This is a genomic window from Prevotella pectinovora (assembly GCF_041323955.1).
GTDB classification, from domain to species: Bacteria; Bacteroidota; Bacteroidia; order Bacteroidales; family Bacteroidaceae; genus Prevotella; species Prevotella pectinovora.
This window is the reverse complement of record NZ_JBGLIV010000001.1, coordinates 2610386-2625992: the sequence shown is the minus strand read 5'-3', so window position 1 is coordinate 2625992 and position 15607 is coordinate 2610386. Positions and strand designations below refer to the sequence as shown.

General features: G+C 50.8%; 12 protein-coding genes and 1 tRNA gene. 7 read left to right on the top strand and 6 right to left on the bottom strand.

Annotated features, from left to right (window positions below; genetic code table 11):
• Positions 1-90: 90 nt before the first annotated feature.
• From ACDC99_RS10205 to recO, 5 genes are all read right to left on the bottom strand, one after another.
• Positions 91-2250, bottom strand: a complete 2160-nt coding sequence (locus ACDC99_RS10205) for a penicillin-binding protein (protein WP_022316035.1) — start codon at positions 2248-2250, stop codon at positions 91-93.
• Entirely contained in the window at positions 2247-2849 is a 603-nt protein-coding gene (locus tag ACDC99_RS10200) for an FtsL-like putative cell division protein (RefSeq protein WP_052484710.1), read from the bottom strand. The genes ACDC99_RS10205 and ACDC99_RS10200 overlap by 4 nt, the downstream gene beginning before the upstream one ends.
• 18 nt (positions 2850-2867) lie before the next feature.
• Complete coding sequence (gene rsmH, locus ACDC99_RS10195) at positions 2868-3797, bottom strand: 16S rRNA (cytosine(1402)-N(4))-methyltransferase RsmH (protein WP_278841127.1); 930 nt, start codon at positions 3795-3797, stop codon at positions 2868-2870.
• 20 nt (positions 3798-3817) lie between these two features.
• Entirely contained in the window at positions 3818-4315 is a 498-nt protein-coding gene (gene mraZ / locus ACDC99_RS10190; RefSeq protein ID WP_370756694.1) for a division/cell wall cluster transcriptional repressor MraZ, read from the bottom strand.
• A 903-nt stretch (positions 4316-5218) separates the two neighbouring features.
• Positions 5219-5944: a DNA repair protein RecO gene (gene recO / locus ACDC99_RS10185; RefSeq protein WP_042517908.1), complete on the bottom strand. Its 726-nt coding sequence runs from the start codon at positions 5942-5944 to the stop codon at positions 5219-5221.
• A gap of 149 nt (positions 5945-6093) precedes the next feature.
• On the opposite strand from recO, the gene ACDC99_RS10180 reads away from it, so the two are divergent.
• The 7 genes from ACDC99_RS10180 (at position 6094) to infB (ending at position 13831) form a co-directional block, all read left to right on the top strand.
• Positions 6094-6165 (top strand) — tRNA-Glu (locus ACDC99_RS10180).
• Between the two features lie 28 nt (positions 6166-6193).
• Positions 6194-6448: a 30S ribosomal protein S20 gene (gene rpsT / locus ACDC99_RS10175; protein ID WP_022316040.1), complete on the top strand. Its 255-nt coding sequence runs from the start codon at positions 6194-6196 to the stop codon at positions 6446-6448.
• Positions 6449-6546: 98 nt separating this feature from the next.
• Entirely contained in the window at positions 6547-6705 is a 159-nt protein-coding gene (locus ACDC99_RS10170) for a hypothetical protein (RefSeq protein ID WP_370756693.1), read from the top strand.
• Between the two features lie 67 nt (positions 6706-6772).
• Positions 6773-8746 carry a DNA topoisomerase (ATP-hydrolyzing) subunit B gene (gene gyrB, locus ACDC99_RS10165; RefSeq protein WP_042517912.1) on the top strand — a complete coding sequence of 658 codons (1974 nt, stop codon included), beginning with the start codon at positions 6773-6775 and terminating at the stop codon, positions 8744-8746.
• 333 nt (positions 8747-9079) lie between these two features.
• Complete coding sequence (gene rimP / locus ACDC99_RS10160) at positions 9080-9547, top strand: ribosome assembly cofactor RimP (RefSeq protein ID WP_370756692.1); 468 nt, start codon at positions 9080-9082, stop codon at positions 9545-9547.
• A gap of 3 nt (positions 9548-9550) precedes the next feature.
• Positions 9551-10813, top strand: coding sequence for a transcription termination factor NusA (gene nusA, locus ACDC99_RS10155; protein WP_042517916.1), 1263 nt, complete (start codon positions 9551-9553; stop codon positions 10811-10813).
• A 186-nt stretch (positions 10814-10999) separates the two neighbouring features.
• Positions 11000-13831, top strand: coding sequence for a translation initiation factor IF-2 (gene infB / locus ACDC99_RS10150; protein WP_370756691.1), 2832 nt, complete (start codon positions 11000-11002; stop codon positions 13829-13831).
• Positions 13832-13976: 145 nt separating this feature from the next.
• Here the strand turns inward: infB and ACDC99_RS10145 are convergent, their stop codons facing one another.
• Entirely contained in the window at positions 13977-15002 is a 1026-nt protein-coding gene (locus ACDC99_RS10145; protein WP_042517114.1) for an IS110 family RNA-guided transposase, read from the bottom strand.
• Positions 15003-15607 lie beyond the last annotated feature (605 nt).

Sequence of the window (15607 nt, the reverse complement as noted above, 5' to 3'; positions counted from 1 at the left end):
GTTGTTTTCTTTATTGTCCTTGATTTCCCCCTCCGTAGTCTGCCCTTCTGTACATTAGGGTGTCAAACTTCATTCATTAGGGTGTCAACGTCAGTTCCTGAGCTTTATCACGCAGCGCTGTCCCTTCCTTATCTTCGAGCCAGCTGCTATACTCTGCTCATACACCTTTCCTCTGCCGTAGATAGTCACCTTCAGACCTCTTGTCTCCGTGATGTACACGGCGTCGCGGGCTCCCATTCCTATCACGTCTGGCATCAGGTTTTTGGCATACGCCTTTCCCTTGGTCAGCGTCACCATCCTGTTGTTGCTCTCGGCCTTTCCCCATATCGGGTTTCCGTTTGCATAGCTGCCGTTCCATCCCTCGTTGGTCTTCACACCGAGATGTGCCAGCACATAGTCGGCGGCAAGCATGTTGCCGTTTTTCACTTCCGGCGTCAGCAGAGCGTCCGGTGTGCGTGCATCGGATGCGAGCAGCTTCAGGCTTTGAGCCATTATGCCCTCCGATATCTTGTGGAACACGGCACCGCTCTGTCTTCCTCCCGATGCAGGCAGTCCCGGTTTCTGTATGCATACGATGCAGCTGTATCGTGGAGCGTCGGCAGGGAAATATCCGGCGAAGCTGACGAGATAGTTCATCGGTCCGCTCTTGTATCCCGACCGTCCTTTTGAAATCTGTGCAGTACCTGTCTTGCCGGCCACCTTGAACGATTCCGAACCGGCAGCTTTGCCCAGTCCTTGACTCACCACGTGGTATAGGATTGTCTGCATTTCCTTGAGAGTCTTCTCCTTGCAGATCTTCTCCTTCACCACCACGGTGGGGAAATCCTTCACCACCTGTCCGTCTTTCACCACGCTCTTCACGAATCTCGGCGCCACCATCTTTCCGTTGTTTGCGATGGCGTTGTAGAAGGTCAGCGTGTATATCGGCGGCACCTGAGTCTCATATCCGATACTCATCCACGGCAGCGTGGTGCCATACCAGTTGGTGTATTGCCCACGTTTGTTTTTCTTCGGCATGCGTATCTGCGCCTTTCCCGCTCCCTTGAACGGCAGGTTCAGCGGTGCTCCCATTCCGATGCGTCGTAGTCCCTCAACGAATTTCTCCGGGTTCTTGCCGTAGTATCTGTCGATAATCCGGCTCACTCCGATGTTGGAACTCACCTCCAGCGTGCGAGGCAGTGATATCGTCTGATAACCGCCTGATGACCAGTTGTGGTCTCTCATCTTCGCTCCGTACATGTCCCATACTCCGCCTCCGGTGTCCACCATATAAGTGGTGTCCACCACTCCGTCGTCGAGCGCCACCATTATCGATGCCGTCTTGAACACCGAACCCGGTTCGAGCAGGTCAGACACGGCGTTGTTCTTTATCTCGGCATAGTCGCCGCTTGCGAGTTTCGACATGTTCACCATTGCCTTGATGTCGCCGGTGCTCACCTCCATCACGATAGCCACTCCCACGTTGCCGTTGATTTCCTTCAGCTTCTCCAGGAGCGCCCTCTCGCAGAGGTCCTGCATTCCCACGTCGATTGTCGTTATGATGTCGCATCCGGCCACCGGCGGCACGATTATCTCAGGTATCGTCTTGTCGAACACCTTGCGTATGCGCTTCTTTCCCGGTGTGCCGCTCAGGTATTTGTTGAACGACTGTTCCAGTCCGCATTTCGGCTGCCCGTTCCATATCAGGTCACCGATTGTTCGGCTTGCGAGCGATCCGAAGGGCTTCTTCCTCGTCGTATGCTCCACTTCGTGGAATCCTCCTCTCAGTCTTGGCTCTCTGAACACCGGCAGCCGTTTCACCTCCGTCATCTCCTCGAAGGTGGCTTTCCTCTTTATTATTCTCCAGCTCTTGTTCTTCTTGTCGTATCCCTCCTGCAGCCTGTCGCGGAAATACTCCTCGCTTTTGTCAGGGAATATACGGTGCAGCCCGGCGCAGATTTTCGGGAAATCGGCTCTCCACATGGAGTCGCGCCACTCCTGACACACGCTGAAGTCTATTATAAGGTCATATTCCGGCAGTGTTCCGGACAGCAGCCTTCCGTCGCAGCTCAGTATGTTTCCGCGTTCGGCAGGTTCCGGCTTTTCCTTTACCTTTTTCTGTTCCGCCACTTTCATCCAGTATTCACGCTTCAGAGTGCCCACATAAACCACCTTTCCGATGATCAACAGGCAGATAAGCACGGCAATCCAGGCTATTATCCTGTATCTCTTCACCGATTTGGCCAAGTTTTGCTGTCTGTTTGTATTCATTGTTCCGGTACGTTTATAATATAAGGTGGCTGGTTAGGAATATGCAGCACGCTGTCTTTGCAGTTCTGCAGCATCTGCAGCACGTTGCTCTCGCGGCTTATCTTCGTCAGTTCGCTTGTTGTCGTCATCGCCCTGAACTTCGCTTCTTCCAGCTCCTTGTTGAGCTTTGAAATCTGTATTCTCTTCTGGTCGCAGCTGTATCTGTTTGACACATATACTATCATGAAGCCCACGATTATCACGATGAGCCATTTGTACTGCTTTATTATCTTTGCCTGCAGGAATTCGCCGCCGAGGATTTTCTTGAGCGAGAAGTTCGACGACATCGGCCGTTCGTCCTCTCTGGCAATCTCCTCCACAATGCGTTTCAGTTCCTTTCTTGCCTCTTGGCTTTCCAGGCTTTCGCCGGTAGCCTCCACGTCCGTCTTCCTCTTTTCCGTCGTGTCGGCGGATGCTGTCGTGTCGGCAGTGTCAGTCGTTGCGGCGTCGGTGTTGGCGTCGTGTTGGCTGGCGAGAGGTTCCGTCCGGTGCCCGTCCGTATCTGTCAGTGTCGGTGTCGTTCCCTCTTCGGCGTTTATGTCAGTATAGTCTTCTTTCATTTCTTTTGTTCGTCTCCACTATTTGTCGGCCGGTTCTCTTTTCTCTGCAATTCTCAGTTTTGCGCTTCTGCTTCGCGGGTTGACCTGCTGTTCTTCGTCGGATGGCACTATCACTTTGTTGTTGACAAGTCTGAACGGTGTCTCCACCCTTCCGAAGAAGTCCTGTGTCGTCTTGCCTTCGGCATTTCCCGTCTTCATGAAGTTCTTTACTATCCTGTCCTCCAGGCTGTGGTATGTTATCACCGACAGCCTGCCGCCCGGTTTCAGCAGTTCCGTGGCAGAGGCGAGCATCTCCTTCAGTGCCGTCATCTCGTGGTTCACCACGATGCGCAGCGCTTGGAACATCCTCGCCATGTCCTTCTTTCCCCTTTCCTTTGGAAACAGTGGCAGCGTGGCATCCATCAGGTCCTGTGTCGTCAGTATCGGCTTCTGCTCCCTCGCTTTGGCGATGGCTTTTGCTATTCGCCTTGAGTTCTTCAGTTCACCGTAGAGGTAGAACATGTCGGCGAGTTCCTCTTCCGACCTCTCGTTCACGAGGTCGGCGGCATTCTCTCCGCCCCTTTTGTTCATCCTCATGTCGAGCGGTGCGTCGAATCTGAATGAGAACCCTCTCGTCTCGTCGTCGAAATGGTGGCTCGACACCCCCAGGTCGGCAAGCAGTCCGTCGAGTCCTTCCACTCCGTAGTAGCGCATCCAGTTCTTGAGATATCTGAAGTTGCTCCTCACGAATGTGAAGTTGTCTTGCGGACTCACGTTCTTTTCCGCATCCGCATCCTGGTCGAAGCTGTACAGGTGTCCGCCACCGTCCAGCTCCTGCAGTATTCTGCGGCTGTGACCGCCACCGCCGAACGTCACGTCGACGTATGTCCCGTCATGTTTGATGTCAAGTCCGCCGACGCTCTCTTCGAGCAATACCGGCACGTGATATGTATCGATGATGGTAGCCATTGTTTTATTTAGTTTTTTCTTTAGTTTCCAGCAATATTGTCATTCACTTTCCCGTTGTCGGCATCCGCCGGCGAGGGGTCACCCATAATGCTCTCCAGAGCGGCGCCGAATTCGTCGGGCTCCATAAACGGGTCCGCGGTGTTTCCTTCGCTCCAGATCTCTATCGAGTCGCCCATGCCGATGAATTTCACCTGTCCGCTTATCGCAGCCATGTCGACGTATCTCTTTGGAATCAGGAATCTGCCGTTGCCGTCGAGCGATATCGCTTCCACGTCGCTCACGAACTGTCTGAAGATGCGCTGATGCTCCCTGTTCCAGCGGTTGAGCCTTGACCGCAGCTCGTCCATCTGCTCGTTCCATACGCTTTCCGGGTAGAGCACGAGGCATGGCTGGAACACGTCTTTGCGCAACACGAGGTTTCCCTCTCCGCTGGCTTGCAATACCTTGCGGAAAGTTGCGGGGAGGAACACACGTCCCTTCGCGTCGATCTTTGCCTCTATGTTACCTAAAAATCGCATACGTACATCTTAATGGGTTATTGGGCTTCAAAGTTACACATTTTCCCCCACACTCCGCCACTTTTCCCCACAATTTTCCTCTTTTCAGTATTTTTTTTTGATTTCTCTTCATTACTTGGTGTCTAATGAGGGCAGGTGGCGAGGTGGGTAGATGAGGCTTTTGGAACTAAATAAATTAATAAGAGTTCACAAATGAAGATATATTATTTAACATATCAGACGCCTTGTCCAATTGGGGTATGTCACAATATTCATATTCCGGTTTTAACCCAAATCGGTCATTTGACCTTATTTGAATTTTGTTTTGATTTCTGCCATCCAGATTCAATTCATCAGATTCCTGTCGTCTGGCAGCTTCTCCTGTCTGCGAATCATCCGGATAACTCGCGGATAATCATCTGGCTGTTAACAATCTGGTTGTCAGTAGTCTGTTTGTGTAGGTATTGCATTGAAAACAGATGGCCTGATGGTTTTGTGGCGATTGTTTTTTGCCAATATGGAATTTGGAGTAAAATGGAGTGAGATCTCCTCTGGCTGTTGATGGTCCGGACTAAATGCTTGAGGTCCCATCTGGTCATTAAGAATCAGTAATATGTATAACTTTTATACATATTTGTCAACTGTATGATTTAACAATTAAGCACCGTAAAGAGTTAAAATATCCTAATTCCAAAGCATTGTTTGTTTTCCCTTGCTGCAATGGTTGGGATTGGTGACGAGTCTTGTGTCTTGTCCGGTTTCAGTGCTGACGATTATGTTTCAGATGTATTTGTCTGGTATGTCCGGAAGGGTGGGGCATTAGCGATGCTGTGTCATGTTCCGTCCTTTTCCGATTGCCGTGCATGTGTGCGTCTCTATATATAATAGGTAATAGAAGAGCAAAACCGGTGCTTGGAATGAAGGTCAGGCAAACAATTCCCTCAGAATGGAGAGCGACTTCATTTCGCGGAAGTCAGCCACGTGCAGCCTGTAGTAGTCTGTTATAACGTCGAGACATCGGTTGCGGTCGGCGTGCGACATCTTGAAGAGTCGCATGTTGTCGTAGTTCATTCGCATCAGAGTCTGCATCTTGGTGGCGTCGTCGCCCGTGAGGAATCCCCTCTGCTGCGGTGCCCAGTCCACGAAACATCCGTTCTGCATGTCGAAGGCGCATCCCTCGCTGTAGTCCTCAAGGTTGGGAAAGAATCCCACAAACCTCGTCAGGCGCATCATGAACACAAGATGGAAGTTCGAAAAATCCTTTCTCGCTCCGTCGAGCCACTGCAGACTCTCAGATATGTAGTCGAAGAGAACCTCCGATTCCTTTTCTGACCGCGTGACGTTGGCAATGAATTCGGCGAGAAACATCGATATGGCGAGTTTGTAGGGGTCGAAGGGGATATTGGCGAATGCCACTGCCACATGAGCGTCTTTCACTGTGGCGAGTAGTCCCGGTGCCTTGCGGTCGAGAGTCAGTTCGAGAATCGACAGGGGTTGGAACAGTTGGCGGCGCCCGCGGCCCGCCTTCGACCGCCCTATGTTTAGCACGCACGACAGCCTGCCCTCCTCTCTGGAGAGCACGTCTACCATCATTTTCGAATCGTTGAACATGAAGGCGTGGAGCACTATGCAATTGATGTTGAAAGTCATATTTGTCGGCAAAATTATCAAAAAACCTCATTCGAAGGGCGTAAAATCCTTAAAAACAACAAGAAAAGCACGAATTTCAATATTTTTTCTTGAAAATATTTGTGTATATGATAAAGTTGACGTAACTTTGCACCGCAAAATCCGATTATGGTCCCTTCGTCTATCGGTTAGGACGAGAGATTTTCATTCTCTAAAGAGGAGTTCGACTCTCCTAGGGACTACAATAAAAAATAAAAAGATAATAACAAGATGGCAAATCACAAATCATCACTAAAAAGAATCCGCCAGGATAAGAAAAAGAATTTGCACAACAGATATTATGCAAAGACTATGCGTAATGCAGTTCGTAAACTGCGCGCTATGACAGACAAGGAAGAGGCTGTTAAGATGTACCCAAGCGTACAGAAGATTCTTGACAAGCTGGCTAAGACTAACCTTATCCACAAGAATAAGGCTGCTAACATCAAGTCAAGCTTGGCACAGCACATCAATAGCCTTGCCTAAGTCAAGAGTCGCACTATGGGGCGATGTAAAATGTTATTGAATCATACGGAATGCTGCAATCGGAAGATTGTGGCATTTCTGCGTTATGGCGTATCGTTATGTTATGGCATATCGCCGTTTTGCATGCCGATGGTGGCGTGAGGATGATGCAGCGTTATGTGTATGAAAACAAAGGCCTGACAGATGCGGAATCTGATGGCCAGTTTGGAAATAACCCCAATATGTCGAGGGTGAAGAGGAACGGCGACACTTTTTAAACCGAAAATTTCCCTATGTCAATAAAATTGACTATCTTTGCCCCTTGAAAAAATCAAGAAATCAACAATGTCAGACAATCAGATAAACGAGAACAACTATTCCGCCAGTAACATTCAGGTGCTGGAGGGTCTTGAGGCTGTGCGCAAGCGTCCGGCCATGTATATCGGCGATATCAGTGAGAAAGGTCTCCATCACCTTGTGAACGAGACCGTGGACAACTCCATCGACGAGGCGATGGCAGGCTATTGCACGCACATCGAGGTTACCATCAACGAGGACGAGTCTATCACGGTGCAGGATAACGGACGTGGTATTCCGGTGGACATGCACGAGAAACTCCACAAGTCGGCACTCGAAGTGGTAATGACGGTGCTCCACGCAGGAGGAAAGTTTGACAAGGGATCATACAAAGTCAGCGGAGGACTCCACGGAGTGGGTGTGAGTTGTGTGAACGCGCTCTCCACAAAGATGCTCTCGCAGGTGTTCCGCAACGGCAAGATCTATCAGCAGGAATACGAAAAGGGAAAGCCTCTCTATTCCGTGAAGGTAGTGGGAGAGACCGACCAGCAGGGAACACGCCAGCAGTTCTGGCCGGACCCAACCATATTCACCACCACCACGTATAAGTACGACATCATAGCCAAGCGAATGAGAGAGCTGGCATATCTGAATGCCGGCATCACCATAACGCTTACCGATATGCGTCCCGACGAGGAGGGAAAGACCCGTCAGGAGGTGTTCCATGCCAAGGAGGGACTGAAGGAGTTCGTGCGCTACGTCGACCGCCATCGCACCCACCTCTTCGATGATGTCATCTATCTGAAGACCGAGAAGCAGGGTATTCCAATCGAGGTGGCTATCATGTATAACACCGACTATAGCGAGAATATCCATTCATACGTAAACAATATCAACACCATAGAGGGAGGAACACACCTTGTGGGCTTCCGTATGGCACTCACCCGCACGCTGAAGAAATACGCCGACAGCGACCCGGTGATTTCAAAGCAGATCGAGAAGGCGAAGATAGAAATCGCCGGAGAGGACTTCCGCGAGGGACTCACCGCCGTAATCTCGATAAAGGTGGCAGAGCCGCAGTTTGAGGGACAGACAAAGACGAAGCTCGGAAACAACGAGGTTACCGGAGCCGTGCAGCAGGCCGTGTCGGAGGCGCTGACAAACTATCTGGAGGAGCATCCGAAAGAGGCGAAGCAGGTTTGCGAGAAGGTCATCCTTGCAGCTACGGCACGTATCGCGGCACGCAAGGCACGTGAGAGCGTGCAGCGCAAGAACCCGATGACCGGAGGCGGACTGCCGGGAAAACTCGCCGACTGTTCCAACCGTGACCCGAAGGAGTGCGAGATATTCCTCGTCGAGGGAGACTCCGCCGGAGGTTCGGCAAAGCAGGGCCGCGACCGCTACACCCAGGCAATCCTGCCGCTCAGAGGTAAGATCCTGAACGTGGAGAAGGTGATGTGGCACAAGGTGTTCGAGAGCGAGTCTGTGATGAACATCATCCAGAGTATCGGCGTGCGCTTCGGAGTGGACGGCGAAGAAGACAAGGAGGCGAACACCGAAAAGCTGCGCTACGACAAGATTATCATCATGACCGATGCCGATGTCGATGGTTCTCACATCGACACGCTCATCATGACGCTCTTCTATCGTTTCATGCCGAAGGTGATACAGGAGGGACATCTCTATATCGCCACTCCGCCATTGTATCTCTGCACCTTCAAGAACAAAGTGAAGGAATACTGCTACACCGAGCAGCAGCGTCAGGCGTTCCTCGACAAATACGGCAACGGCGTGGACGACGACAAGAATATCCACACACAGCGATATAAAGGTTTGGGAGAGATGAACCCGGAGCAGCTCTGGGACACCACAATGAATCCTAAGACCCGTCTGCTCAAGCAGGTGAACATAGAGAATGCCGCCGAGGCGGACGAGATATTCTCTATGCTTATGGGCGACGACGTGGAGCCACGCCGCCAGTTCATAGAGCAGAACGCCACATACGCCAACATCGACGCATAAACAGCCGGAAGGTGTCGGGACGGTACGTGGAAACATCCGGTTCCCCGGAAAGGAAACGGACCGGAAAACGGCAATAAGACGGAATCTGATGGTTGGTAATGCCTATACTTCATGGCAGAATGCTAAAAAACGAAGAAAAAGCAGATACAAACCACATATTTTATGCATAAAACGTTGCGCACGTTAATAATAATTGTTAACTTTGCAGCGTTCAGTGGAATGGGGAGCCCCGAAGGAGCTCCTCATTTTATTTTAAATCCCCGACAGGCGACACTTTCTGATGGATGACATTCTCTTGCCGCCTCAAGGGAATTACCACAAGTTATTTTATTTATGATAGACAAAAACGTAGTTGAAAAATTAGTTAACCAGTGGCTCGAGAACAAAGACTATTTCCTCGTTGACATTGAGATTAGTCCAGACGACAGAATCGTCGTGGAGATCGACCATGCAGATGGCGTGTGGATTGAGGATTGCGTGCAGCTCAGCCGCTTCATAGAAGACAACCTCAACCGTGATGACGAGGACTACGAATTGGAGGTTGGCAGCGCCGGCCTCGGACAGCCTTTCAAAGTGAGACAGCAGTATCTCAACTTCATCGGAAAAGAAGTGGAAGTGCTCGACGCCGACGGAAAGAAATGGAAAGGACTGCTCAAGAGTGTGGATGGAGACGATTTCACCATCACCGTGAAAGAGAAAGTGAAGAAGGAAGGAGCCAAGCGCCCGGTAATAGAAGACGTTGACAAGACCTTCGGCATGAACACAGTGAAATATACAAAATACTTAATAAGTTTCAAATAAGCTATGGCAGCATTGAAGAAAGAAGAAGAAACAGTAAGCATGTTCGAATCCTTCAAAGAATTCAAGGAAACGAAGAATATCGACAGAACGACTCTCATGAGCGTGCTCGAGGAAAGCTTCCGCAACGTCATCGCGAAGATCTTCGGCAGCGACGAGAACTTCGACGTCATCGTGAACCCCGACAAGGGCGACTTCGAGATATACCGCAACCGTACCGTCGTTGCCGACGGCGTGGAGCATGACGACAACAAAGAGATAACACTCACAGAGGCTCGCAAGATACAGGCAGACTACGAGGTGGGTGAGGACGTGAGCGAGAAGGTGGACTTCAGCAAGTTCGGACGCCGTGCCATCCTCAACCTGCGTCAGACTTTGGCTTCAAAGGTGCTCGAGCTCGAGCACGACAGCCTCTACAACAAATACAAAGACCGTGTGGGACAGGTAATCACAGCTGAGGTCTATCAGGTGTGGAAGAGAGAGGTGCTCCTCGTTGACGACGAGAACAACGAGCTTATCCTTCCTAAGGGAGAGCAGATTCCTCGCGACCAGTATCGCAAGGGAGAGACCGTAAAGGCTGTCATCCTGCGTGTGGACAACGAGAACAACAACCCGAAAATCATCCTCAGCCGCACAAGTCCGGTGTTCCTGCAGCGCCTGCTCGAACAGGAGGTGCCAGAGATTGCCGACGGACTCATCACCGTGCAGCGCATAGCACGTATGCCGGGAGAGAGAGCCAAGATCGCCGTTGAGAGCTACGACGAGCGCATCGACCCGGTAGGAGCATGCGTGGGAGTGAAGGGTAGCCGCGTGCACGGTATCGTGAGAGAACTGTGCAACGAGAACATCGATGTGATCAACTACACCGCAAACACCAAGCTCTTCATCCAGCGCGCCCTCAGTCCGGCAAAGGTCCTCAACATCAATGTAGACGAGGAGAACCACAAGGCAGAGGTGTTCCTCAAGCCGGAAGAGGTATCATTGGCAATCGGCCGTGGCGGTATGAACATCAAGTTGGCAAGTATGCTGACAGAATACACCATCGACGTGTTCCGTGACATGGAGGATGGCCAGGAGGTGGAAGACATCTACCTCGACGAGTTTGCCGACGAGATAGACCAGTGGGTAATCGATGCCATCAAGTCTATCGGCTTCAACACTGCAAAGAAGGTGCTTGAGGCACCACGCGAAATGCTCGTAGAGAAAGCCGACCTCGAAGAGGAGACGGTAGACCACGTGCTCCAGGTGCTGAGAGCGGAATTCGAATAATACATACAGTCCATACGGCACGCCGCTCCCCAGAACGGTGTGCCGCATGTGTAAGCATTCGGGAATGGCATGTTCCGGAAACTGGCGGACCGCAAGCAAGGGCGGAGAACGATGATTCCGCAGTCAGAACGCTCCGGACAAGCCGAATAATAACAGAAAAGAAAGAAGAAGGGTAAAACATATAGTATGAGCATCAGATTAAACAAAGCGATTAGTGAATTGAATATAGGACTTCAAACGGCAGTTGATTTCCTGAAAAAAAGAAGCGAACTGGGAGAGGCTCCTGAGGGTCCTAACTCCAAGCTCACCGACGGACAGTATAATGCTCTCGTAGAGGCATACAAGTCGGACAAGGAGGAGCGCACACAGGCAGAGAAGCTCTTGCAGAAGCGTCCTAAGGAGAAGAAACGCTCTGACAAGAAAGAGGGACGAAGCACAGAGCCAAGACCTCAGCAGAAGTACACACCATTAGGAAAGATAGACCTCGACAGTCTGGGCAAGAAGCCATCAGCGAAATCTGCTGCTTCTACTGCAAAGCCCGAAGAGAAAAAGGCAAATGCTGCTGCCGTCAGCAAGCCAGCCGAGGAGAAGCCCGTGGCACAGGAACCAGTGGAAACGGTTGCCAAAGAGCAGCCAAGTCAAGAACAGCCTAAGCCAGCCCAGCCTAAGCCGGAGCCGGTGGCATCAAAGTCGGAAGTGAAGGCAGAACAGCCAGCAGCACAGCCAGCTGCAAAGAAGGAGCCTAAAGAGGCATCACCGGCAAGTGCGGCACAGCCTGCTGCTGACAACGACTCAAAGGTGTTCACGCTGAAGAGCGAGAAGAAACTCGCTCCCAAGGTTAACGTGTTGGGCAAGATCGACCTCGACTCTCTGAACCAGAGCACTCGTCCTAAGAAGAAGAGCAAGGAGGAGCGCCGCAAGGAGCGTGAGGAGAAGGCACAGCATGGCGGAGCAAACGCCAATGGCGAGCGCAAGAAGCGTCAGCGCATCGGCAAGGAGCGTGTAGACATCGCTGCAGCTGCCAAGCAGAACAACGCCCAGGGCGGTCAGAAGAACGCCGGAGGTTCAAACAAGAAGAAGAACCGCAAGCGCGGCGGACAGAAGCCTGCTGAAGTAAGCGAGGAGGATGTAGCACGTCAGGTAAAGGAGACGCTTGCGCGCCTCACCAGCAAGGGACAGAACAAGAAGGGAGCCAAATACCGCAAGGAGAAGCGCGACGCCGCCCAGGAACATCTCAAGGAGCAGCGCGCCGAGGAGAAGGCAGAGAGCAAGATACTGAAGCTTACGGAGTTCGTTACCGTCAGCGAACTTGCCAACATGATGAACGTCTCTGTAAACCAGGTCATCGGTACCTGTATGAGCGTCGGCATCATGGTGTCTATCAACCAGCGTCTCGATGCAGAGACCATCAACCTCGTTGCTGAGGAGTTCGGCTTCAAGACAGAATACGTTAGTGCCGAGGTTTCGGAGGCTATCAATGAGGAGCCTGACGATGAGAACGATCTGCTGCCACGCGCTCCTATCGTTACAGTGATGGGACACGTAGACCATGGTAAGACTTCTCTCCTCGACCATATCCGCAATACCAACGTCATCGCCGGTGAGGCAGGTGGTATCACCCAGCATATCGGTGCATACAACGTGACGTTGCAGAACGGCAGACATATCACATTCCTCGACACTCCAGGTCATGAGGCGTTCACAGCCATGCGTGCCCGTGGTGCCCAGGTCACCGATATCGCCATCATCATCATCGCTGCCGACGACAGCGTGATGCCTACCACACGTGAGGCAATCGCCCACGCACAGGCTGCCAACGTGCCGATGGTATTCGCCATCAACAAGATTGACAAGCCGGGTGCCAATGCCGACAAGATCAGGGAAGACCTCGCCAATATGAACCTCCTTGTAGAGGAGTGGGGCGGAAAGTACCAGTGTCAGGAGATCAGTGCCAAGAAGGGCATTGGCGTTGACGAACTTCTTGAGAAGGTGCTCCTTGAGGCCGATATGCTCGAACTGAAGGCTAATCCAAACCGCAAGGCTACGGGTAGCGTCATAGAGTCGTCGCTCGACAAGGGTCGCGGTTATGTCTCTACTGTTCTCGTGAGCAACGGAACGCTCCGTGTGGGCGACAACCTGATTGCCGGAACAAGCTACGGACGTATCAAGGCTATGTTCAACGAGCGTAACCAGCGTATCGAGGAGGCAAAGCCGGCAGAGCCTGCAATCATCCTGGGTCTCAACGGTGCTCCAACGGCAGGTGATGCCTTCCACGTTCTCGACACTGAGGTGGAGGCTCGTGAGATTGCCAACAAGCGTCTGCAGTTGCAGCGTGAGCAGGGATTGCGCACTCAGAAGCGTCTTACCCTCAGCGACATCAGCCATCGTATCGCACTCGGATCATTCAAGGAGCTCAACATCATCGTCAAGGGTGATACCGACGGTAGTATCGAGGCTCTCAGCGACTCGTTCATCAAGCTCTCTACAGAGAAGATCAAGGTCAACGTCATATACAAGGCTGTGGGTCAGATTTCAGAGAGCGATGTTACTCTCGCCGACGCTTCGGATGCTCTCATCGTGGGCTTCCAGGTACGTCCTTCGGCAGCGGCCCGCAAGCTCGCCGACCAGGAGGGTGTAGAGATCAACACCTATTCTGTCATCTACGATGCCATCGAGGATGTCACTTCCGCCATGGAGGGTATGCTCGACAAGGTTGTCAAGGAGGTTGTCTCCGGTCAGGTGGAAGTTCGCGAGGTATACAAGATCTCGAAGGTCGGAACGGTTGCCGGTGCTTTGGTCACCGAGGGCAAGGTTCACCGCACAGACAAGGCTCGTCTTATCCGCGACGGTATCGTTATCCATACTGGAGCCATCAACGCCCTCAAGCGTTTCAAGGACGATGTCAAGGAGGTGGGAGTCACCTTCGAGTGTGGTATCTCGCTCGTCAACTTCAACGATATCCAGGTGGGCGACGTCATCGAGACGTTCACAGAGATTGAGGTTAAGCAGAAACTGTAACCCCCCAGGACTACATACTGATTTATAATAAATGAAAATGCGCCGGCTGTCATTACGATAGCTGGCGCATTTTATTTAAAAATGATTCTTAAACCCAAATCGCTTTCTATGTTAATATCCAAATGTTTTGACCATTATTTTCAATTTATGCTGAGATTTTATATTCAGGGGTGAATGTTTGGCGATTTCTGACCATGGCTGTGACCAAATGTACAAGTTTGTTCTTGACATTGTTCAGTGCAACCTGCTTCTTCTTTCCTCGTTCTACGAGGCGCATGTAGTACCTCGCCATAATGGGATTGAAGTTGACGGCAGCTAGTGCCGCTTGCGTCAGCATGGCCTTTATCTGGCGGTTAGCCATATAATGTACATGCGGATCGGAATGCACACTGGTTCCCGAATCTTTGCCAAATGGAGCTAGGCCGTAATAGCAGGCAATCTTGCGTGAGTCGTAGTTGAAACGCCGGAAGTTGTCGGTGTACACCATCAGGCACACAGCGTTCTGCGTTCCTATGCCAGGCACCGAGGTCACGATGGTGAACACCTCGGTGAGTTCCTCGTCCGACTTGATGAGATCGGCAATGCGCTTATCTATCTTCTCTATCTCCTTATTGAGTTCAGAGACGATGTGCCGTCCGCTCTGCGAAATCATTGTCTTGACTGGCGACTTCTCCATAGTGAGTCGCTTTTCGCCTCTACGCACCTGGAAACTGCATCTGTGTCTTACGATCATCTGACGGTATAGGAACAGCTCACGCAGTTGTGTAAGCGACTCGCTAAGAGGCTCGTACATAACGGCTTTATCGTAATTCCTCATGGCGTATTCTGCAATCATCGAGGCGTCAGCACGGTCAGACTTCAATCGTCTAAGACCAGATGCGTCTTTGATGCTCTTTGCGTTCTCAAGCCACATGTCGTAGCCTTTACCGTAGAGGAAGTTGCACAGTCCCTTGCTGTAGTCGCCCGTGTTCTCGCCACAGAAGAGCCACAAGGACGAGTCGATACCGCAGGAATTCTGCTCAACCCACTTGACCAACTGCCTATAGCCAGACACGGTTGTCTTGAACTCGTTGAACACTCTAGCAGCGGTTTCTGCCAGTCCGTCTGCAAAAAGGATAGCCACATCAACTTTTTCTTTCGAAAAATCAACTCCGATAAATAAATTCTTCATAACTTTGTACGAGTTATATTGTGTAGAATTGGTCAATAGTTGTATGGACTAACACTCTAACAAGGCTCAGAGCCGATAACTTTCTATCTGGTCTTTGCAACTATGTCGATGAGGACCTAAACGATTTATAGCTTTACGGCTGGGTCATTAGCTGGTTTACCTCTTCGACAGACCGATTCTACCTTTTTACAACAAAGGTACGAAACTGTCTTTAGCAATCATAGTTTTACCTTGATTATTTTGGAGTTTATGCGACTTCGTCGCAATCTTCTGCAAACTTAGAGGTCATTAGGGCTTGCTTGGATTTTGATTTTTTAGAAGGATGGATTTTGTTTGGCTTTTAATGAGTAATAGCGAGCTATTGCGAATTAAAAACAAGCAAAAGACGCCTTATAAAAAGCAAAAGACTGCAAGCAGTTATAAAATATTACATTGAACGGCCTAATGACCGTTTTGGGTTAAATTTGTTTTATAAAGTCATCAAGTCCGATTATGGTGTTATTTATGAAAATCAGTATATCTTAATTCCTCAAGTCGTTTAGCGTCGAGCACACCGTCGTCCCATAACTTGTCTGATTCGGCATCGAGCTCTTGTTGGAAATGCT